This window comes from Burkholderia cepacia GG4, from assembly GCF_000292915.1.
Classification (GTDB): domain Bacteria; phylum Pseudomonadota; class Gammaproteobacteria; order Burkholderiales; family Burkholderiaceae; genus Burkholderia; species Burkholderia cepacia_D.
On record NC_018513.1, the window covers coordinates 1,423,116 to 1,443,088 of the forward strand.

17 protein-coding genes are annotated in these 19,973 nt (G+C 67.7%); 10 read left to right on the top strand and 7 right to left on the bottom strand.

What is annotated here, in order from left to right; translation table 11 throughout:
* Positions 1–73: 73 nt before the first annotated feature.
* A complete protein-coding gene (gene iscX, locus GEM_RS06490; protein WP_014896631.1) occupies positions 74–283 on the top strand; it encodes a Fe-S cluster assembly protein IscX in 210 nt (69 codons plus the stop codon).
* 139 nt (positions 284–422) lie between these two features.
* On the opposite strand, the gene GEM_RS06495 is transcribed toward iscX, so the two are convergent.
* From GEM_RS06495 to GEM_RS06520, 5 genes are all read right to left on the bottom strand, one after another.
* A complete protein-coding gene (locus tag GEM_RS06495) occupies positions 423–1,196 on the bottom strand; it encodes a glycine zipper 2TM domain-containing protein (protein ID WP_014896632.1) in 774 nt (257 codons plus the stop codon).
* 346 nt (positions 1,197–1,542) lie between these two features.
* Entirely contained in the window at positions 1,543–3,069 is a 1,527-nt protein-coding gene (gene lysS, locus GEM_RS06500; RefSeq protein ID WP_014896633.1) for a lysine--tRNA ligase, read from the bottom strand.
* 75 nt (positions 3,070–3,144) lie between these two features.
* Positions 3,145–4,249, bottom strand: a protein-coding gene (prfB, locus tag GEM_RS06505; protein ID WP_148283807.1) for a peptide chain release factor 2 whose coding sequence is annotated in 2 segments (ribosomal slippage) — positions 3,145–4,167 and positions 4,169–4,249 — 1,104 coding nt in all. Because the reading frame shifts where the segments join, the coding sequence is not laid out codon by codon here.
* Between the two features lie 161 nt (positions 4,250–4,410).
* Positions 4,411–6,108 (bottom strand): single-stranded-DNA-specific exonuclease RecJ, encoded by a 1,698-nt coding sequence (recJ, locus tag GEM_RS06515; protein WP_014896635.1) that lies wholly within the window; start codon positions 6,106–6,108, stop codon positions 4,411–4,413.
* A gap of 10 nt (positions 6,109–6,118) precedes the next feature.
* Positions 6,119–7,195: a hypothetical protein gene (locus GEM_RS06520; RefSeq protein ID WP_041490466.1), complete on the bottom strand. Its 1,077-nt coding sequence runs from the start codon at positions 7,193–7,195 to the stop codon at positions 6,119–6,121.
* Between the two features lie 152 nt (positions 7,196–7,347).
* Here GEM_RS06520 and GEM_RS06525 point away from each other — a divergent pair, with 152 nt between their 5' ends.
* The 9 genes from GEM_RS06525 to ftsB all read left to right on the top strand — a co-directional run bounded on the left by GEM_RS06525 (position 7,348) and on the right by ftsB (position 18,416).
* Positions 7,348–8,601: a lipoprotein-releasing ABC transporter permease subunit gene (locus tag GEM_RS06525; RefSeq protein ID WP_014896637.1), complete on the top strand. Its 1,254-nt coding sequence runs from the start codon at positions 7,348–7,350 to the stop codon at positions 8,599–8,601.
* Complete coding sequence (gene lolD / locus GEM_RS06530) at positions 8,594–9,352, top strand: lipoprotein-releasing ABC transporter ATP-binding protein LolD (RefSeq protein ID WP_080599365.1); 759 nt, start codon at positions 8,594–8,596, stop codon at positions 9,350–9,352. The genes GEM_RS06525 and lolD overlap by 8 nt, the downstream gene beginning before the upstream one ends.
* Before the next feature lie 65 nt (positions 9,353–9,417).
* Positions 9,418–10,206, top strand: coding sequence for a TatD family hydrolase (locus GEM_RS06535; protein ID WP_014896639.1), 789 nt, complete (start codon positions 9,418–9,420; stop codon positions 10,204–10,206).
* 57 nt (positions 10,207–10,263) lie between these two features.
* On the top strand, positions 10,264–12,747 hold the full coding sequence (locus tag GEM_RS06540) for a DNA internalization-related competence protein ComEC/Rec2 (RefSeq protein ID WP_014896640.1): 2,484 nt from the start codon (positions 10,264–10,266) through the stop codon (positions 12,745–12,747).
* Between the two features lie 239 nt (positions 12,748–12,986).
* Entirely contained in the window at positions 12,987–13,832 is an 846-nt protein-coding gene (locus GEM_RS06545) for an alpha/beta fold hydrolase (RefSeq protein ID WP_014896641.1), read from the top strand.
* Between the two features lie 176 nt (positions 13,833–14,008).
* Positions 14,009–15,661: a CTP synthase gene (locus tag GEM_RS06550; protein WP_014896642.1), complete on the top strand. Its 1,653-nt coding sequence runs from the start codon at positions 14,009–14,011 to the stop codon at positions 15,659–15,661.
* Positions 15,662–15,663: 2 nt separating this feature from the next.
* Positions 15,664–16,518 (top strand): 3-deoxy-8-phosphooctulonate synthase, encoded by an 855-nt coding sequence (kdsA, locus tag GEM_RS06555; protein ID WP_014896643.1) that lies wholly within the window; start codon positions 15,664–15,666, stop codon positions 16,516–16,518.
* 106 nt (positions 16,519–16,624) lie between these two features.
* Positions 16,625–17,908: a phosphopyruvate hydratase gene (gene eno, locus GEM_RS06560; protein WP_009689673.1), complete on the top strand. Its 1,284-nt coding sequence runs from the start codon at positions 16,625–16,627 to the stop codon at positions 17,906–17,908.
* 82 nt (positions 17,909–17,990) lie between these two features.
* Entirely contained in the window at positions 17,991–18,416 is a 426-nt protein-coding gene (gene ftsB / locus GEM_RS06565) for a cell division protein FtsB (RefSeq protein WP_014896644.1), read from the top strand.
* Positions 18,417–18,501: 85 nt separating this feature from the next.
* On the opposite strand, the gene GEM_RS06570 is transcribed toward ftsB, so the two are convergent.
* Positions 18,502–18,852 (bottom strand): hypothetical protein, encoded by a 351-nt coding sequence (locus tag GEM_RS06570; RefSeq protein ID WP_014896645.1) that lies wholly within the window; start codon positions 18,850–18,852, stop codon positions 18,502–18,504.
* Positions 18,853–18,998: 146 nt separating this feature from the next.
* Positions 18,999–19,949: an Hsp33 family molecular chaperone HslO gene (hslO, locus tag GEM_RS06575; RefSeq protein WP_014896646.1), complete on the bottom strand. Its 951-nt coding sequence runs from the start codon at positions 19,947–19,949 to the stop codon at positions 18,999–19,001.
* Positions 19,950–19,973 lie beyond the last annotated feature (24 nt).

Consider the following 19,973-nt stretch of genomic DNA (forward strand, 5'->3'; position numbering starts at 1 on the left):
ACCGGCGGGTCGGGCGGCGCGGATCGCGTGCATTCCGCCCTGCGGACCCGCCACGTACACGGGAGAGCAGGCCATGAAATGGACCGATTCGCGCGAAATCGCCATCGCGCTGGCAGACAAGCATCCGGACGTCGATCCGCAGCGGATCAATTTCGTCGACCTGCGCCAGTGGGTCCTCGAGCTCGACGGCTTCACCGACGATCCTGGCCACTCGGGCGAGAAGATCCTCGAAGCGATCCAGGCCCACTGGATCGACGAATCCGACTTCGACGACGAGGACTGAGGTTCGCGCCGGCACTCGCGCCGCGCTGCTCCCGTAACAAGAAAAGGCTCGTGATGCGTCACGAGCCTTTTTCGTTTCCGGCGCGCTGCCGGGGTCGCCCGTCGACGGATGGCCCCGGCGATGCGTCATCCGTTGCGCGTTACGAGCCGACCAGCGTGCCGTTCTCGACACGGACGCGCTGACCCTGGCCGAACGGCGGCGGGTTGTGGTACGTGAACGTGCGCGTCGCGCCGCTTTCCATCTGTACCTGCACCTGGTAGTCCGTTTCCGCACGCACCTGCTTCTCGACCTGGTTGCCGGCCAGACCGCCGCCGAGCGCGCCGATGATCGTCATCGCGGTGCGGCCGTTGCCGTGACCGAACTGGTTGCCGAGCAGGCCGCCGGCCGCTGCGCCGCCGACCGCGCCGATCCCCGAGCTCTGGCCCGGCGTGCGAGTCTGCGTAATCCCGACGACCGTGCCGCAGGTCTGGCAATAGGTCGGCTGCGCGGGGGCGGACGGCTGCTGCGCATATTGCGGCGGCTGCGGTGCCGGCGGATGGCGGTGGTGCGTTGCCGCCGGGCGCGGCGCGGGCTTCGGTTCGGCTTGTGCGGCAGCTGCCTTCTCAGCCGCTGCCTTCTCAGCCGCCGCCTTCTCGGCAGCAGCGTTCTGCTGCGCGGCCTGTTCGGCCGCCTGCTGCTGCGCCTGCGCGGCAAGCGCGGCGCTGGCCGCGGCGGCCGTGTCGACGGCCGGCTGAGACGCAATCAGCGCGGCCTGGGTCTGGCCGTTCTGCGCGTTGTTGCTGCTTGCCTTCGGGAAAATGCCCGTGATCGCGGCTGTCGCCGCGAGGCTGGCGACGATGACGGCGCCTGCTGCGGTCGCGATGAGCGGGTGGAGGCGTTGCTTTTGCGGCGTGGTCTGATTCTGGTTGTCCATTTTTTTCTCCGGTGTCGATCCGGCCGCACGTTGGTGCGGGTCGGATCCCACGCTTCGGGAGCGAGCAGACTTGGCGTTCCGGCGCCGCGTTCTGGTCCCGTGGTCATGCGTGGTGACGCAACAGGAGTGTCGTCCACGGGCGCGGGCCGCGCCGTATCAAGGTGTAACGAATTGCAGCGGGGGACCGGCGAGCGCGCTCGGGAAAACCCGGGGAAGGCCGTTGCGGCAAGGGAGTAAAACGGGGGGAGGATCGAAAGCCGTCGGACGCCGGCAGGCGGGATTTACGCGTGGTTACAAAGCCGACGCGTGCGCGCCGCGGGGCGCGGCGCACACGCATGCGCGGCCGTCAGTCTTCGCGGCGCAGGTGCGGGAACAGCAGCACGTCGCGGATCGTCGGGCTGTCGGTCAGCAGCATCACGAGACGGTCGATACCGATCCCGCAACCGCCCGTCGGCGGCATCCCGTGCTCGAGCGCGCGGATATAGTCGGCGTCGAAGAACATGGCTTCCTCGTCGCCGGCGTCCTTTTGCTCGACCTGCTTCTTGAAGCGGGCGGCCTGGTCTTCCGGATCGTTTAGCTCGGAGAAGCCGTTCGCGATTTCGCGGCCCGTCATGAACAGCTCGAAACGCTCGGTGATGCCCGGCACCGTATCCGATGCGCGTGCGAGCGGCGACACTTCCACCGGGTAGTCGATGATGTAGGTCGGCTCCCACAGCTGCGATTCGGCGGTTTCCTCGAACAGCGCGAGTTGCAGCGCGCCGATGCCGGCGTTCAGGAAGGCCGGCTGCGACACGTCGACGCCGAGGCGCTTCAGTTCGCTGCGCAGGAATGCGTCGTCCGACAGCTGGCCGTCGGTGTACTGCGGCGCGTACTTCTGGATCGCCTGCGTGATCGTCAGGCGGTGGAACGGCTTCGCGAGATCGAGCTCACGGCCCTGGTACTGGATCGTCGCGGTGCCGAGCGCATCGATCGCCGCCTGGCGGATCAGCTGTTCGGTGAAATCCATCAGCCAGCGGTAATCGGTGTACGCGGCGTAGAACTCCATCATCGTGAATTCCGGGTTGTGGCGCGGCGACACGCCTTCATTCCGGAAGTTGCGGTTGATCTCGAACACGCGTTCGAAACCGCCGACGATCAGGCGCTTCAGGTACAGCTCCGGCGCGATGCGCAGGAACATCTGCATGTCGAGCGCGTTGTGATGCGTGACGAACGGCTTGGCCGCGGCGCCGCCCGGGATCGGGTGCAGCATCGGCGTTTCGACTTCCATGAACTCGGCGTTGTCCATGAACTTGCGGATCGACGCGATGGTCTTGGTGCGCGCGCGGAACGTGTCGCGTGTTTCCGGCGTGACGATCAGGTCGACGTAGCGCTGGCGATAGCGCATTTCCTGGTCAGCGAGGCCGTGGAACTTGTCCGGCAGCGGACGCAGCGCCTTCGACAGCAGGCGCAACTCCTTGCACTGGACCGACAGCTCGCCCTTGTTGGTGCGGAACAGCACGCCGCGGGCGGCGACGATGTCGCCGAGGTCCCACTTCTTGAATGCGTCGTAGGTTTCCGCGCCGACGTCGTTCGGCGTCACGAAGAACTGGATCTGGCCCGAGCCGTCCTGCACCGTCGCGAAGCTCGCCTTGCCCATCACGCGCTTGAGCATCATGCGGCCGGCGACCGACACCTCGACCGGGTTCGCTTCGAGCGCGGCCTTGTCCGAGTCGGCGAATTTCACCTGGAGATCGGCGGCGTGATGCGTCGGCCGGAAATCGTTCGGATAGGCGATGCCTTGCTCGCGCAAGGCGCGCAGCTTCTCGCGGCGCTCGGCGATGATCTGGTTTTCGTCCGCCGCGACGGCGGGCTGCGTTTGGGTCGGTTCGGTCATGATGGTCGGAATTCGGAGTGGGTGCGGCGACGCAACGGGAGGGGCGGCGCGACCGGAGGGGCCGCGCCGCGGCGCTTACACGCCCTGTTTGAGGCTCGCGCTGATGAAGTCGTCGAGATCGCCGTCGAGGACAGCTCTCGTGTTGCTCATTTCGACGTTCGTGCGCAGGTCTTTCACGCGGCTCTGGTCGAGCACGTAAGAACGGATCTGGTGACCCCAGCCCACATCGGTCTTGCTCGATTCGAGCTTGTCCTGTTCGGCCTGGCGCTTGCGCATTTCGACTTCGTACAGGCGCGATTTCAGCATCGCCATTGCTTCGGCGCGGTTGCGGTGCTGCGAGCGGTCGTTCTGGCACTGCACGACGATGCCGGTCGGCATGTGCGTGATCCGCACCGCGGAGTCGGTCTTGTTGATGTGCTGACCGCCCGCGCCCGATGCGCGGTACGTGTCGATGCGCAGGTCGGCCGGGTTGATCTCGACTTCGATCGAGTCGTCGATTTCCGGATAGACGAACACCGACGAGAACGACGTGTGGCGGCCGCCCGACGAGTCGAACGGCGACTTGCGCACGAGGCGGTGGATGCCCGTTTCGGTGCGCAGGAAGCCGTATGCGTATTCGCCCGAGACCTTGACCGTCGCGTTCTTGATGCCGGCGACGTCGCCGTCGGATTCTTCCAGCACCTCGGCCTTGAAGCCCTTGCGCTCGCAGTAGCGCAGGTACTGGCGCAGCAGCATCGATGCCCAGTCGCATGCCTCGGTGCCGCCGGCGCCGGCCTGGATGTCGATGAAGCAGTTGTTCGGGTCGGCCGGGTTCGAGAACATCCGGCGGAACTCGATGTCGCCGACGCGCGCCTCGAGCTTCGCGGCGTCGTCTTCCGACGCGACGAGGGTGTCTTCGTCGCCTTCCTCGCGCGCCAGCTCGAACAGGTCGAGTGCATCGCGCAGGTCGCTATCGAGCGCGGTGAGCGTCATGACGACGCCTTCGAGCAGCTTCTTCTCGCGACCGAGCGCCTGGGCGTTCTTCGAATCGTTCCAGACGTTCGGGTCTTCGAGTTCCTTGTTGACTTCGGTCAGACGCGCAGCTTTGGCGTCGTAGTCAAAGATACCCCCGAAGCTCGCCCGCGCGGTTGCGCAGGTCGAGCAGGGAGCTTTCGATCGCGTTGAGACGTTCCGCTTCCATGATCGTTCGCTATTCTTGCTTCGTAAAAAAGCGGAATTATAGCCGATCGGCGGGGTGTCCCGGTGACGCGGAGTGTGCTTGCATGCGCGCCGCGGCCCCGTCCGGCGCGGCGCGCATGCGGCCCGCGAGCGCCGCGGGCCGGGTGGCCGGGCGCTTGGCGCTCAGCCGGCCGCGTGCTCGACGATCAGCTGGACGCGCGTCACGCCGTTCCACGTGTCGGCCACGAGGCGGTACGCGATCAGCGCGCTCGCCGGCAGCGGCTCGGTGTGGTTGAACCAGATCGCGTTGAAGCGCTGGCGGCCGCGCGCCAGTTGCAGCTTCAGGTGCTTTTCCTTGACGAGCGACTGCGATACGACGTCGAATTCGCCGGAGAAAAGCGGGGCCGGAAAGCCCTGGCCCCAGACGGCTTCGTCGAGCAGCCCGACGAACTGCGGCGTGAAATACGCTTCCTCGAGTTCGCCGTCGGTCTCGATCACACGCGCCAGCGCGTCGTCGGACAGCCACTCGCGCGCAACGGCCTCGAACGCGGCCGCGAAGCGCGGCACGTTGTCGGTGTCGAGCGTGAGGCCGGCCGCCATCGCGTGGCCGCCGAACGCGACGATCAGGTCGGGCTCGCGCTTCGACACCAGATCGAGCGCATCGCGCAGGTGGAAGCCGGGGATCGATCGGCCCGAGCCCTTGACCCGCGTGCCGGCTTCGTCCGCGTGGGCGAACGTGAACGACGGGCGGTGGAATTTCTCCTTGAGCCGCCCGGCGACGATGCCGATCACGCCCTGGTGCCACTCGGGATTGAACAGCGTGATCGTGCATCCGTCGGCCGGATCGACGTCGGCGAGGTCGGCGAGCGCCTGTTGCTGCATGCCGGCCTCGATCTCGCGGCGCTCGCGGTTCATCACGTCGAGCTGCTGCGCGAGGTCCCATGCGCGGCCGATGTCGTCGGTGATCAGGCATTCGATGCCGAGCGACATGTCGGAGAGCCGCCCGGCGGCGTTCAGGCGCGGGCCGAGGCCGAAACCGAGGTCGAAGCCCGACGCGGTACGCGCCTCGCGGCCCGCGGCGCGAAACAGCGCGGCGATGCCCGGTTGCATGCGGCCGTTGCGGATGCGTTGCAGCCCCTGCGCGACGAGTACGCGGTTGTTGCCGTCGAGCCGCACCACGTCGGCGACGGTGCCGAGCGCGACGAGGTCGAGCAGCCCGTCGAGGCGCGGTTCGGCCTCCTTGCTCGCGAACGCGCCGCGGCGGCGCAACTCGGCGCGCAGCGCGAGCAGCACGTAGAACATCACGCCGACGCCGGCGATGTGCTTGCTCGGGAATGCGCAGCCGGGCTGGTTCGGGTTGACGATCGCACGCGCGGCGGGCAGCGCGTCGCCGGGCAGGTGGTGATCGGTCACGAGCACGTCGATGCCGCGCGCATTCGCGGCTTCGACGCCCGCGACGCTGGCGATCCCGTTGTCGACGGTGATCAGCAGGTCGGGCTTGCGTGCGGCCGCGAGCTCGACGATCTCGGGCGTGAGGCCATAGCCGTATTCGAAGCGGTTCGGCACCAGGTAGTCGATCTGCGCGCCGAACATCCGCAGGCCGCGCACCGCGACCGCACAGGCGGTCGCGCCGTCGCAGTCGTAGTCGGCGACGACCAGCAGGCGCCGCTTGTCGGCGATCGCGTCGGCGAGCAGCGACGCGGCGTCCGCACAGCCTTTCAGTTCGGTGGGTGGGACGAGGCGCGCGAGCGCGGTCTCGATGTCGGTCGGGGACTGCACGCCGCGCGACGCGTACAGGCGCGCGAGAACGGGATGCAGGCCGTGGCGCGCGAGCGCTTCGGCGTCGGCGGGCGCGACGGGGCGGGTAACGATCCGGGTCATACAGGTCTGGTTATTCGAACAGGGACGCCAGCGCGCGGCGGCGCCAGAACTTGCGCAGGTCGCCGCGCGTCGCGTGCAGTGTCACGGAGCTCGTGTCGCCGCACAGCGTGAAATCGATCCGTGCCAGCTCGCCGTTCTGCAGTGCGGCGAGGGACGGGGCGAACCAGTCGCGCTCGAGAGCGGCGAGCGCGTCGTGCCAGCGTGCCCAGTCCTGTTCGATGAACGGGGCGGTCAGCGCCGGCAGCTCGACCAGCGTGGCGCCGGCGGCGGCGGGCAGTGCGTCGAATGCGGCTGGCGCGGCACCCGCGTCGGCCTGCGCGGCGCGCGCGAGGCCGAGCGCGGCGGGCGACGCGGACAGCACGCGCTCGAACGGCTTGCCGACCGGCTTCAGCGTGCCTTGCGCGTGGAACCAGATCGAATTGACGGCCGGCAACCCGCGCGCCTCGCGCGCTTCGTTGACTGGGTGCTGGAACCAGGCCATCTGCACTTCGTTCTGCAGCTTCATCCACATCCGCGAGCGTTCGCCGGTGTGTGCCTCGTGCGGCAGCCAGATCTCGATGTTGCGGCCGCTCGCGCGCAGCGGCGCGGCGCCCGCGAGGCGGGCGAGCTGCTCGCTCGACAGGTACCAGCGCGTCGGCTGCGGCGCTTCCAGCCGCACGCCGAGCTCCTCGATCAGCGGGCGCGCGACCGCCAGCAACGCGGCCGCGTCGCCGTCGTTGAGCGCGAGGCTGGCCGGATCGACCAGCACGAGGTGATCGTGCGCGATTTCGACGTGCACGGGTTCGACGCAGGCCCAGGCCCGCGTGCCGGGGGTGCCGCCGTCCGCCAGCAGCATGTAGGGCGCGAGCGGTGCCTCGTCGGCGGCGTTGCCCTGGGTCGCGCCGAACTGGCGGGCCAGCCAGCGCTCGTGCGGCAGCGTGCGCTGGAAGTCCTCGCCGGCCACGCGCTCGACGAGGCTGGCGCGGGCGAGCAACTTTTCGAGCGCGGGGCTGTCCAGCGTGTGCAGGGACGAGGCCGCATCGGCCGCCGACGGCAGCGCGAACGGAACGAGAAAATGGAGGCGTCGGTCGTGCATGATGGTGCGCATTGTATGGCAAACTGCGCGCGTGATCGGGCCGGCCGACGGCCCGATCGCGTCCGGCGACCGTTTTTTCGACCGCGCCCGGGCGGCCGGCCGCCGCCGGGCATCGGTCCGGCCGCGGGCCGCCATTCCCGCCGTAACCAGCAGAAAGGATTCGCTTGAAACTTCCGTATGAATGGCAGATCGGCTGGCGCTACACGCGCGCCGGCAAACGCACGACCGGCAACGGCTTCATTTCCTTCATCGCGCTCGTGTCGATGCTCGGGATCGCGCTCGGCGTCGCGGCGCTGATCGTCGTGCTGTCGGTGATGAACGGCTTCCAGAAGGAAGTGCGCGACCGCATGCTGTCGGTGCTCGCGCACGTCGAGGTGTTCTCGCCGACCGGCTCGATGCCCGACTGGCAACTGACCGCACAGGAAGCGCGCCGCAATTCGTCGGTGATCGGCGCGGCGCCGTACGTCGACGCGCAGGCGCTGCTCACGCGCCAGGACGCGGTGAGCGGCGTGATGCTGCGCGGCGTCGAGCCGTCGCTCGAACCGCAGGTGTCGGACATCGGCAAGGACATGAAGGCGGGCCAGCTCGCCGCGCTCGTGCCCGGCCAGTTCGGCATCGTGCTCGGCGACGCGCTCGCCGGCAACCTCGGCGTGACGGTCGGCGACAAGGTCACGCTCGTCGCGCCCGAAGGCACGATCACGCCGGCCGGGATGATGCCGCGGCTCAAGCAGTTCACGGTCGTCGGCGTGTTCGAGTCGGGCCACTACGAATACGACAGCACGCTCGCGATGATCAACATCCGCGATGCCGAGGCGCTGTTCCGGATGTCCGCGCCGACCGGCGTGCGGCTGCGGCTCGCCGACATGCAGAAGGCGCCGCAGGTTGCGGTCGAGCTGTCGCATACGCTGTCGGGCAGTCTGTACATCCGCGACTGGACCCAGCAGAACAAGACCTGGTTCTCGGCCGTGCAGATCGAGAAGCGGATGATGTTCATCATCCTCACGCTGATCATCGCGGTGGCCGCGTTCAACCTCGTGTCGTCGCTCGTGATGACGGTGACCAACAAGCAGGCCGACATCGCGATCCTGCGCACGCTCGGCGCGCAGCCGGGGTCGATCATGAAGATCTTCGTCGTGCAGGGCGTGACGATCGGATTCGTCGGCACCGCGACTGGCGTCGCGCTCGGCTGCCTGATCGCGTGGAGCATCCCGTGGCTGATCCCGATGATCGAGCATCTGTTCGGCGTGCAGTTCCTGCCGCCGTCGGTGTACTTCATCAGCGAGCTGCCGTCCGAACTCGTCGCGAGCGACGTGATCAGGATCGGCCTGATCGCGTTCGTGCTGTCGGCCGTCGCGACGCTCTATCCGAGCTGGCGCGGCGCGAAGGTGAAGCCGGCGGAGGCGCTTCGCTATGAATGACCGCGCGACCGCATTCGCGGATTCACGACAACCCATCAGACAGGATTCGGCAGGTATGCAGGAATACGTGCTTCAGGCGCGCGGGGTCACGAAGGCGTTCGTGCAGGGCGGCTTCAACGTGCAGGTGCTCAACAACACCGAGTTGACGGTGCGGCGCGGCGAGAAGCTCGCGGTCGTCGGTGCGTCGGGCTCCGGCAAGAGCACGCTGCTGCACGTGCTGGGTGGCCTCGACGAACCGAGCGCGGGCGAAGTGTCGCTGCTCGGCAAGCCGTTTACGCAGCTGGCCGAGCGCGAGCGCAACGAGTTGCGCAACCGCGCGCTCGGTTTCGTCTACCAGTTCCATCACCTGCTGCCGGAGTTCACTGCGCTCGACAACGTCGCGATGCCGCTGCGCATCCGCCGGATGACGACCGAGGACGCGCGCGAACAGGCGCAGGCGATGCTCGAACGGGTCGGTCTCGGTCCGCGTGCGAAGCACCGGCCGGGCGAGCTGTCGGGCGGCGAGCGGCAGCGCGTCGCGATCGCGCGTGCGCTGGTGACGAAGCCGGCGTGCGTGCTCGCCGACGAACCGACCGGCAACCTCGACGGGACGACGGCCGATACGGTGTTCAACCTGATGCTCGAATTGTCCGAGACGCTCGAAACGAGCTTCGTGATCGTCACGCACGATCCCGAACTGGCCGCCCGCTGCGATCGCATCATGCGCTTGCGCGACGGCGTGCTGCACGAGGAGCCGGCGCTGCCGGTGTGAACGAACGTCCCCGCCGTGCCGCCGGGTGAATCGCGGCGCGGCGGCGAGGGCGCAGGAAAACCGACATGTGGATCGATACGCATTGCCATCTCGATGCGGCCGAGTTCGACGCCGACCGTGACGCGGTCGCGCAGGCGGCGCAAGCGGCCGGCGTGTCGCGCATCGTGATCCCGAGCATCGGGCGCGACAATTTCACGACGGTGCGCGAACTGGCGCAGCGCACGCCGGGCGCGGTCTATGCGCTCGGCATCCACCCGATGTACACGCCGCAAGCACGCGACGAGGATCTCGACCGGCTGCGCATGGAGATCGAGGCGAGCCTCGACGATCCGCGCTTCGTCGCGATCGGCGAGATTGGCCTCGACTACTTCGTGCCGGGGCTCGACGAAGCGCGGCAGCAGTTCTTCTACCAGGGGCAGCTCAAGCTCGCGCGCGAATTCGACCTGCCGGTGCTGTGTCACGTGCGCAAGTCGCAGGACCGCGTGCTCGCCGGGCTGCGCCGTTTCGGCGTGCGGCGCGGCATCGCGCATGCGTTCAACGGCAGTTTCCAGCAGGCCGAAGCGTATCTGGCGCAAGGGCTGCATCTCGGCTTCGGCGGCAACGTGACGTTCACGCGTGCGCTGCAGATCCGCCGGCTTGCCACGGAGCTACCTCTCGACGCGCTCGTCGTCGAGACCGACGCACCCGACATCGCACCCGAATGGGCGTACAAGTCCCGCAACACGCCCGACCAGGTGCCGCGCATCGGCGACGTGCTCGCCGAACTGCGCGGGCTCGACGCCGGCGCAGTGTCCCTATGCACTTCGGCTAACGCGCTCGCCGCGCTGCCGCGACTCGCACTTTCGTCCGCATAATCGTTGCCGGAAGGTGCCGCATTCGTCATCGCGGCGCCAGGTCGACGAGGGGGTGGAATGCGCGTGGGGTGGATCGCGTTCGCGCTCGGCGTCGTCGTGCTGCAGCGGCAGGCGGCGTTGCCGGGTGCGATCGCATGGTTGGCCGGGGCGGCCATGCTAGCCGGATGCGCGGCGCTGGGTGCGTGGTGCATGCGCCGACGGCGTACGCGTACGACGGCCGCACTCGGCTGGATGTTGTGCGCGCTCGCGGCCTGCGCCGCGGGATTCGGCTACGCGGCCGTGCGCGCCGAATGGCGGTTGGGCGACAGCTTGCCGGCGGAATGGGAAGGGCGCGACATCGTCGTCACCGGCGTGATCAGGGGGCTGCCCGTCGTCGACGAGAGCGGCGCGCGGCTGCTGTTCGCGGTCGAGTCGAACGATGCGGGGCTGGCCCGCTTTCCGCCGTTGATCCGGCTGTCGTGGCGCACGTACGGCGGGCCCACGACACGCGAAGCGCTTCCCGACCTGCGCGCCGCGCAGCGCTGGCGTTTCGTCGTGCGCCTGAAGCGCCCGCATGCCGAGGCCAATCCCGGCGTGCGCGACAGCGAGGCGGCATGGCTCGCGGCGGGCATTCGTGCAATCGGTTATGTCAGCGCACCACGGCGGGCGGCATTGCTCGACGCGCGCGCAGCGGGATGGCGTGCGTCGATCGATCGGCTGCGCGACACGTTGCGGGCCCGTATCGGCGCGACGCTCGGTGTCGACGCTGCGCATCGCGGCATCGTCGCCGCGCTGGCGATCGGCGACCAGTCGGGCATCGGCGACGACGACTGGCGCGTCCTGCGCAACACCGGCACGAGTCACCTGGTCGCGATTTCCGGCCTGCATGTCGGGCTGGTCGGCGCGATGGCGGGCGGGCTCGTGTCGATGGTCTGGCGCCGGCTGCGCTGGCGCGCGCGGGCCGCGCCGCTCGTGTTGCCCGCGCAGTACGCGGCCGCGCTTGCCGCCCTGGTAGCCGCGGCTGGTTATGCGGCGCTCGCGGGCTTCAACGTGCCGGCGCAGCGCGCGTGGTGGATGATCGCGGGCGGCGGCATCGCGTATCTGGCCGGACGCAGCGTGCCGACGTCGGCGGTGCTGTGTGCGGCGCTCGGCTGCGTGCTGCTCGCCGATCCGTGGGCGGTGCTGTCGGCCGGGTTCTGGCTGTCGTTCGGTGCAGTCGCCGTGATCCTGCTGGCGGTTGCTGGCTGGCGCGCGGTGCGGGAGGCGGATGCGGAAGGCGACGAGGGTGGCGGCGCGGCCGGCCTGTCGGGCCGGTTGCGCGCGTGGGGCATGCGCGTGGGACGTCGTCTCGCCGAGGCTACGCGCGTGCAGTACGCGGTGACGATCGGTCTCGCGCCGCTCACGGCCGCGTGGTTCGCGCAGATTTCGTTGTCGGGCCCGTTCGGCAATGCATTCGCGATTCCGTGGGTCAGCTCGGTCGTGACGCCGGTCGTGCTGGCCGGCATCGCGCTGCCCGCGCCGCTCGATGCGTATGCGTTCCGGCTCGCGCACGCGGCGCTCGAACCGATGATGACGTTGCTCGGGCACCTCGCCGACTGGCCGGCCGGCGTGTTCTGGCTGCGCATGCCCGACTGGCCGGTGCTCGCGCTGGCCTGCGTGGGTGCCGTGTGGGCGCTGATGCCGCGCGGCTGGCCGCTGCGCTGGGCGGCGCCGCTCACGTGGCTGCCGCTCGTCGCGCCGGCAGCCGATGCGCCGCCGCCGGGCGGGTTCCGTCTGACCGTGCTCGACGTCGGGCAGGGCACGTCGGTGCTGGTGGAGACCGCGCGGCGGACCTTGCTGTTCGATGCGGGGCCGGGCGCGGAGTCGACGCACGCCGGTGCGCGGATCGTCGCGCCGGCATTGCGCTCGCGTGGCATCGCGGTGATCGATTCGCTCGTGCTCAGTCACGCGCACGCCGATCACACGGGCGGCGCACCGGCCGTCTATGCGGCTGCCGACGTGCGCCAGCTGCTGGCGGGCATTCCGCCGAAGAGCGGACTGTGGCGCGATGCGACGGCCGCCGGCGTCGCCGACCGGCTGCCGTGCGCGGCCGGGCAGCGCTGGACCTGGGATGGCGTCGCGTTCACGATGCTGTGGCCGTCGGGCGGCCCGGATACGGGTCCGGCGAACGGGCAGTCATGCGTGCTGCGCATCGATGCGGGCGGAACGTCCGCGCTGCTGACGGGCGACATCGAAGCACCCGCCGAGCGCCAGCTCGTGAGCGCCGCGCGCGACGCGCTGGCCGCCCAGATCCTGGTCGTGCCGCACCACGGTAGCCGCACGTCGTCGATCGAGCCTTTCCTCGATTCGGTCGGGCCGCGCGTCGCGGTATTTCCTGTAGGCTATCGCAATCGTTTCGGGCATCCGCACCGGAGCGTCCTCGCACGTTACGAGGCGCGCGGGATTCCGCTGCCGCGCACCGATCGCGACGGCGCCATCCGGTTCGACGTCGCGCCGGCCGATGGCGGGTTCGCATTCGTGCGTTATCGCGACGAGCGGCGCCGGTACTGGATGGACCGGTGAGCGCGGCGAGGGCCGGCGTATCAGGCAAGAAAACGCGGGGCCGGCGTAAAGTGCCGAAGCACGGCCCCGGCAGAAAATGAAGCACGGGAGCAGCGCAAGTGCCGAAGCACCCACTCCCGCCGACCGCGAAGCATGGGGCGAGAGTAAGTGCTAAAGCACTAACTCTCGTCGACCGCGAAGCATGGGGCGGGAGTAAGTGCTAAAGCACTAACTCCCGCCGACAAAGGAGACAACGGCGTTTGAAGGACATCCTCCACTTCTCGCATGCGAACGGCTTTCCGGCATCGACGTACCGGACGATCTTCGCCGAGCTGGCAGACGACTACGATCTGCGCTACATCGAACGGATCGGTCATGACCGCCGCTACCCGGTGACGCGCGACTGGCCGCATCTCGTCGAGCAACTGCTCGACGACATCGGCAGCCGCTACGAGCGCCCGGTCTGGCTCGTCGGCCACTCGCTCGGCGGTTACCTGTCGCTGATGGCCGCGCTGAAAAAGCCGCAATGGGTGCGCGGCGTGGTGATGATCGATTCGCCGATCATCGCGGGATGGCGCGCCGGCGCATTGCGCGCGAGCCAGTGGGCCGGGCTCGACGAACGGCTGTCGCCGGCCGCCGCGACGCGCAACCGGCGCACGCGCTGGGTGAGCCGCGACGAAGTCTGGCGGCATTTCCACGGGAAACCCGCGTTCGCGCGCTGGGACGAGCGGATGCTGTCCGACTACATCGACTACGGCATTCCGCAGGCGGGCGCCGACGGCGAACGCGCGCTCGCCTTCGACCGCCAGGTCGAATACCTGATCTACCGGACGTTGCCGCACACGCTCGGCCCGCGGCTCGCGCACGGCGCGCCGGTTCCGCTCGGCTTTCTCGCCGGCACGCGCTCGCGCGAAGTGCGGCAGGTCGGGCTGGACGCGACGCGGCGCGCGGCGCGTGGGCGCATCGAATGGCTCGAGGGCAGCCACCTGTTCCCGATGGAGCGGCCGATCGAGACGGCCCGCGCATTGCAGCGGATGCTGAATTCGCTGAAAGCGGCGGAGGGCGGCGTGCCGCGTGACAGTGTGCCGCACGCGAAACGCGCGTGACGTATCGCCCGGTGCACCGCGTCCGGCGTGGGCGGTTGCACCGGCCGGCAAGCCAGTTTGCCCCGTGGCGCGCACGGCTGGTGCGGCACAGCGCGAAAGGGCGGGATCATCGCGTCTAATGCTGAGAGAAGGGCGGGCTTTACGGTATAATCCGTTTTTCCCGCGAGCATCCAGCGATGACCAAATATGTTTTCGTCACCGGCGGCGTAGTTTCTTCCCTCGGCAAGGGTATTGCCGCCGCCTCCCTCGCCGCGATCCTCGAATCGCGCGGTCTGAAAGTCACCCTCCTCAAACTCGATCCCTACATCAACGTCGACCCCGGCACGATGAGCCCGTTTCAGCACGGCGAAGTGTTCGTGACGGAAGACGGAGCGGAGACCGACCTCGACCTCGGCCACTATGAGCGCTTCATCAGCACGAAGATGCGCAAGGCCAACAACTTCACGACCGGCCAGATCTACGAATCGGTGATCCGCAAGGAACGCCGCGGCGACTATCTCGGCAAGACCGTGCAGGTGATTCCGCACATCACGAACGAAATCCAGGCGTTCATCGAGCGCGGGGCGGCATCGGCCACCTGCGGCGAACCGGACGTCGCGATCGTCGAGATCGGCGGCACGGTCGGCGACATCGAGTCGCTGCCGTTCCTCGAGGCCGCGCGCCAGATGAGCCTGCGCCTCGGCCGTAACAGCGCGTGCTTCGTGCACCTGACGCTCGTGCCGTACGTCGCGACGGCCGGCGAGCTGAAGACGAAGCCGACCCAGCACAGCGTGCAGAAGCTGCGCGAGATCGGCATCCTGCCGCATGTGCTGCTGTGCCGTGCGGACCGCCGCATCCCCGACGACGAATCGAAGAAGATCTCGATGTTCTCGAACGTGCCTGAAGACGCCGTGATCTCGGTGTGGGACGCCGACAGCATCTACAAGATTCCGCAGATGCTGCACGACCAGGGCCTCGACCGGATCATCTGCGAGGAACTGAAGCTGTCGCCGAAGGACGCCGACCTGAGCATGTGGTCGGAGCTCGTCGAGAAGCTCGAGAACCCGAAGCACGAAGTGACGATCGGCATGGTCGGCAAGTATGTCGACCTGACCGAGTCGTACAAGTCGCTGATCGAAGCGCTGCGTCACGCATCGCTGCATACGTCGACCAAGGTCAACATCGAGTACATCGACTCGGAAGAGATCGAGACGAACGGCGTCGACAGCCTGAAGCATCTCGACGCGGTGCTGGTGCCGGGCGGTTTCGGCCGTCGCGGCACGGAAGGCAAGATCGCGGCGATCCGCTACGCGCGCGAGTCGAAGGTGCCGTACCTCGGCATCTGCCTCGGCATGCAGCTCGCGGTGATCGAATTCGCGCGTGATGTGGTCGGCCTGAAGCAGGCGAACAGCACGGAATTCGATCCGGACACGCCGGAACGCGTGGTCGCGCTGATCACCGAATGGCACGACCGCGAAGGCAAGGTCGAGACGCGCACCGAGGAGTCCGACCTCGGCGGCACGATGCGCCTCGGCTCGCAACGCTGCCCGATCAAGCCCGGCACGATGGCCGAAGAGATCTATGGCAAGGATGTGAACGAACGCCATCGCCACCGTTATGAAGTCAATAACCGCTTCGTGCCCCAGCTCGAAGCCGGCGGCCTTATCATCAGCGCCCGTACCCCGAGCGAGGATCTGCCGGAAATGATGGAACTGCCGCGTTCGATGCATCCGTGGTTCGTCGGCGTCCAGTTCCACCCGGAATTCACGTCCACGCCGCGTGACGGCCATCCGCTGTTCAAATCGTTCGTCGAAGCCTCGCTTGCCAACAAGCAAGCGCGCGGAGTGTAAGCATGAAGCTGTGCGATTTCGAGGTCGGTCTCGACCAGCCTTTCTTCCTGATCGCGGGTACCTGCGTCGTCGAATCGGAGCAAATGACGATCGACACAGCGGGCCGCCTGAAGGAGATCTGCGAGAAGCTGAACGTTCCGTTCATCTACAAGTCGTCCTACGACAAGGCGAACCGCAGTTCGGGCAAGTCGTTTCGTGGTCTCGGAATGGACGAGGGGCTGCGGATCCTCGGCGAAGTGAAGCGCCAGCTCGGCCTGCCGGTGCTGACCGACGTGCATTCGATCGAAGAGATCGAGCAGGTCGCGTCGGTCGTCGACGTGCTGCAGACGCCCGCGTTCCTGTGCCGCCAGACCGACTTCATCCACGCGTGCGCGCGTTCGGGCAAGCCCGTCAACATCAAGAAGGGCCAGTTCCTCGCGCCGCACGACATGAAGAACGTGATCGACAAGGCGCGCGACGCGGCGCGTGAAGCCGGTCTGTCGGAAGACCGCTTCATGGCGTGCGAGCGTGGCGTCTCGTTCGGCTACAACAACCTCGTGTCCGACATGCGTTCGCTCGCGATCATGCGCGAGACGAGCGCGCCGGTCGTGTTCGACGCGACCCACTCGGTGCAGCTGCCGGGCGGGCAGGGCACCAGCTCGGGCGGCCAGCGCGAATTCGTGCCGGTGCTCGCGCGTGCTGCGGTCGCGACGGGCGTCGCGGGTCTGTTCATGGAGACGCACCCGAATCCGGCCGAAGCGAAGTCGGACGGCCCGAACGCGGTGCCGCTGAACCGGATGGGCGCGCTGCTGGAGACCCTCGTCACGCTCGACCAGGCGGTGAAGCGCAATCCGTTCCTGGAAAACGATTTCAACTAAAGATCGAATGAACCTTGCGACGGCTTCGCGCGTCTGTAGCGAAAGCGGTTCCGGCGTGCGCGCCGTCGCAGTTTGAAGAATCCATCGTCATTCTCAGAGGAAACCCATGAGTGCAATCGTAGATATCATCGGCCGCGAGATTCTGGATTCGCGCGGCAACCCCACCGTCGAATGCGACGTGCTGCTCGAATCGGGCACGATGGGCCGCGCGGCGGTTCCGTCGGGCGCGTCCACGGGCTCGCGTGAAGCGATCGAACTGCGCGACGGCGAAGCCGGCCGCTACAACGGCAAGGGCGTGCTGAAGGCAGTCGAGCACATCAATACCGAAATCTCCGAAGCCATCATGGGCCTCGACGCGTCGGAACAGGCGTTCCTCGACAAGACGCTGCTCGAGCTGGACGGCACCGACAACAAGTCGCGCCTCGGCGCGAACGCGATGCTGGCCGTGTCGATGGCCGTCGCGAAGGCAGCGGCTGAAGAAGCCGGCCTGCCGCTGTACCGTTACTTCGGTGGCTCGGGCGCGATGCAACTGCCGGTGCCGATGATGAACATCGTCAACGGCGGCGCGCACGCGAACAACAGCCTCGACATTCAGGAATTCATGATCGTTCCGGTGAGCCAGCCGACGTTCCGTGAAGCCCTGCGTTGCGGCGCGGAAGTGTTCCACGCACTGAAGAAGATCCTGAGCGACCGCGGCATGAGCACGGCAGTCGGCGACGAAGGCGGTTTCGCACCGAACTTCGGCAGCAACGACGAGTGCCTGTCGACGATCCTGCAGGCGATCGAGAAGGCCGGCTACCGTGCGGGCGAAGACGTGCTGCTCGCGCTCGACTGCGCGGCCTCCGAGTTCTACCACGACGGCAAGTACCAGCTCGCGGGCGAAGGCCTGCAACTGTCGTCGGCCGAATTCACCGACTACCTCGCGACGCTCGCCGACAAGTTCCCGATCGTGTCGATCGAGGACGGCATGCACGAAGGCGACTGGGAAGGCTGGAAGCTGCTGACCGAGCGCCTCGGCAAGAAGGTGCAGCTCGTCGGCGACGACCTGTTCGTCACGAACACGCGCATCCTGAAGGAAGGCATCGAGAAGGGCATCGCGAACTCGATCCTCATCAAGATCAACCAGATCGGTACGCTGACCGAAACGTTCGCGGCGATCGAAATGGCGAAGCGTGCGGGCTACACGGCCGTGATCTCGCACCGCTCGGGCGAAACGGAAGATTCGACGATCGCGGACATCGCGGTCGGCCTGAACGCCGGTCAGATCAAGACGGGTTCGCTGTCGCGCAGCGACCGCATCTCGAAGTACAACCAGCTGCTGCGTATCGAGGAAGATCTCGGCGATATCGCGAGCTACCCGGGCAAATCGGCTTTCTATAACCTGCGCTAACGCGCTACTATCGGGTTCGTCATCTCGACGCCGCTCTGTGCATGTCGCGCGGAGCGGCGCTTCTTATATCTGCGTCTCTTACATGCGGCTTGTCACTGTCGTCCTGATTGCCTTGCTGGCGCTCATTCAGTACCCCCTATGGTGGGGACACGGCGGCTGGTTGCGGGTGCACGAATTGCGTCAGCAACTCGGCGACCAGTTGCAGAAGAATGCGGACGAGAAGCTGCGCAATGAACGGATCGCCGGCGAAGTGCAGGATCTGCAAGGCGGCACCGCGGCCATCGAGGAGCGTGCGCGCTACGAGATGGGCATGGTGAAGGACGGCGAAGTGTTCGTGCAGTTCGTGTCGCCGAATGCGCCGGCCGGGCCGCTGAACAACACGCCTTCGAACACGTCGACGCGCGGTGCGGTGTCCGCTGCGCCCGTACGGGTCGTGCCGAATCCGCAGTCGATCGCGAGGCCGTCGCGGCATCACGGCGGCGAGAAGGGCAAGGCCGCGCATCACTGAGCACGGCAGTTCGAATCATTGGAAAAGCGCGGGAAATACCGCGCTTTTTTATTTCCTGTCAGGCGTCAATAGACCCGGTAAAGCATTACCACCACCAGCCCGGGTAGCCGTAGCTGATGCCGGTTCCCCACCGGTTTCCCCAACCACCGTAATAGCCGCCGTAGACCGTCACGGGCGCCGGCGCGTAGTACGCCCACGCGCGCGCGGCCGCCTCGGCCGCCATGGCATCGTTCTGCTCGCGCAGCACCTGCCGGTCGATCTCGTCGTAGCGTTTGCGCTCGGCACTCGACAGGGCGGGCGGCTGGCCGCCGGATGCACCCGGTTCGGGCAGGCGGCTCAGGATCGTCGAGGAAGGAGGCTGCACCGCGCAGCCGGCGAGGGCCAGCGTGCCGGCGGCGACGCTGGTCAGGACGAAGGTGCGGAACGGGCGATTCATGTGTTTCTCCAGCAGCGCGCCGACGGCGGGAGGCGGGCGGAAAGCGGCTTGCGCCGAAGGCCGGGCCTGCGGCGCCCGAGCCGTGCGTGCGACGCTCGTGCATCCATTATGCGCCCGCGCCCGCAGCGCGGGCACGAGCGCGCGGCTCAGTGACGCTGGTCGGTCGCGGGCGTGATGCCGGTCGCGAGTTCCGGCGCGGCGAACAGCTGCGCGACGTCGACGGGATCGAACTCGTAGCGCTGGTTGCAGAACTCGCAATGGATCTCGACGTGACCGCGCTCGACGATCACGCTGTCGACTTCGTCACGGCCGAGCATGCGCAGCATCGCGCCGACCTTCTCGCGCGAGCACGAACACTGGAAGCGCGTACCGGCCGGTTCGAAGTGCTGCACGTTTTCCTGCCAGAACAGCCGGCGGAACACGACTTCCGGTTCGACTTCGAGCAGCTCCTGCGCGGACAGCGTGCCGCCGAGCGTGCAGACGCGCTCCCAGGTGTCGGCGTCCGTCTCGGCGTTGCGCGGCACGATGCCGCCGTCGCCCGGCAGCTTCTGCAGCAGCATGCCGACCGCACGGTCGCGATCGGCGGCGAGCCACAGGCGCGTGTCGAGCTGCTCCGAGTGGTGCATGTAGTGCTCGAGCACCTGCGACACCGATTCGAGCGGGCCGTCGACGCCGTTGAGCGGCACGATGCCCTGGTACGGCTGCTGGCCCGGCAGCTTCTCGGCCGGGTCGAGCGTGATCACGCAACGGCCATGGCCGCTCGCGTTGACGAGCGACGGGAAGCTCGTGTCGTCGCCGATCGTATGCGCCGCGTCGCCGGCGAACTTGGCCGTGGCCCGCATCGACAGGTCCGAGCCGCACTGGACGACCAGCATCTGGACCGGCCCGTCGCCGAAGATCTGCATGATCAGGGTGCCGTGAAATTTCAGGTTCGCGGACAGCAGCGCACACGCGGCCATCATCTCGCCGAGCACCGTGCGCACCGGGGCAGGGTAGTCGCGGCGGGAAAGCACCTCTTGCCACGTGTTGCGCAGCGAAACGATCTCGCCGCGCACCGGTGCCGAATTGAACATGAATTTCTGTAACTGGTCGCTCACTCTTCTTCCTTGAAATCCGCGCGA

Coding starts and splice junctions, on each gene's coding strand:
- ftsB (WP_014896644.1), top strand. CDS start 17,991: ATGCGGCTTGTCACTGTCGTCCTGATTGCCTTGCTGGCGCTCATTCAG.
- recJ (WP_014896635.1), bottom strand. CDS start 6,108: ATGACCCGGATCGTTACCCGCCCCGTCGCGCCCGCCGACGCCGAAGCG.
- lolD (WP_080599365.1), top strand. CDS start 8,594: ATGAATGACCGCGCGACCGCATTCGCGGATTCACGACAACCCATCAGA.
- kdsA (WP_014896643.1), top strand. CDS start 15,664: ATGAAGCTGTGCGATTTCGAGGTCGGTCTCGACCAGCCTTTCTTCCTG.
- lysS (WP_014896633.1), bottom strand. CDS start 3,069: ATGACCGAACCGACCCAAACGCAGCCCGCCGTCGCGGCGGACGAAAAC.
- GEM_RS06540 (WP_014896640.1), top strand. CDS start 10,264: ATGCGCGTGGGGTGGATCGCGTTCGCGCTCGGCGTCGTCGTGCTGCAG.
- GEM_RS06520 (WP_041490466.1), bottom strand. CDS start 7,195: ATGCGCACCATCATGCACGACCGACGCCTCCATTTTCTCGTTCCGTTC.
- GEM_RS06495 (WP_014896632.1), bottom strand. CDS start 1,196: ATGGACAACCAGAATCAGACCACGCCGCAAAAGCAACGCCTCCACCCG.
- GEM_RS06535 (WP_014896639.1), top strand. CDS start 9,418: ATGTGGATCGATACGCATTGCCATCTCGATGCGGCCGAGTTCGACGCC.
- eno (WP_009689673.1), top strand. CDS start 16,625: ATGAGTGCAATCGTAGATATCATCGGCCGCGAGATTCTGGATTCGCGC.
- GEM_RS06570 (WP_014896645.1), bottom strand. CDS start 18,852: ATGAATCGCCCGTTCCGCACCTTCGTCCTGACCAGCGTCGCCGCCGGC.
- GEM_RS06550 (WP_014896642.1), top strand. CDS start 14,009: ATGACCAAATATGTTTTCGTCACCGGCGGCGTAGTTTCTTCCCTCGGC.
- iscX (WP_014896631.1), top strand. CDS start 74: ATGAAATGGACCGATTCGCGCGAAATCGCCATCGCGCTGGCAGACAAG.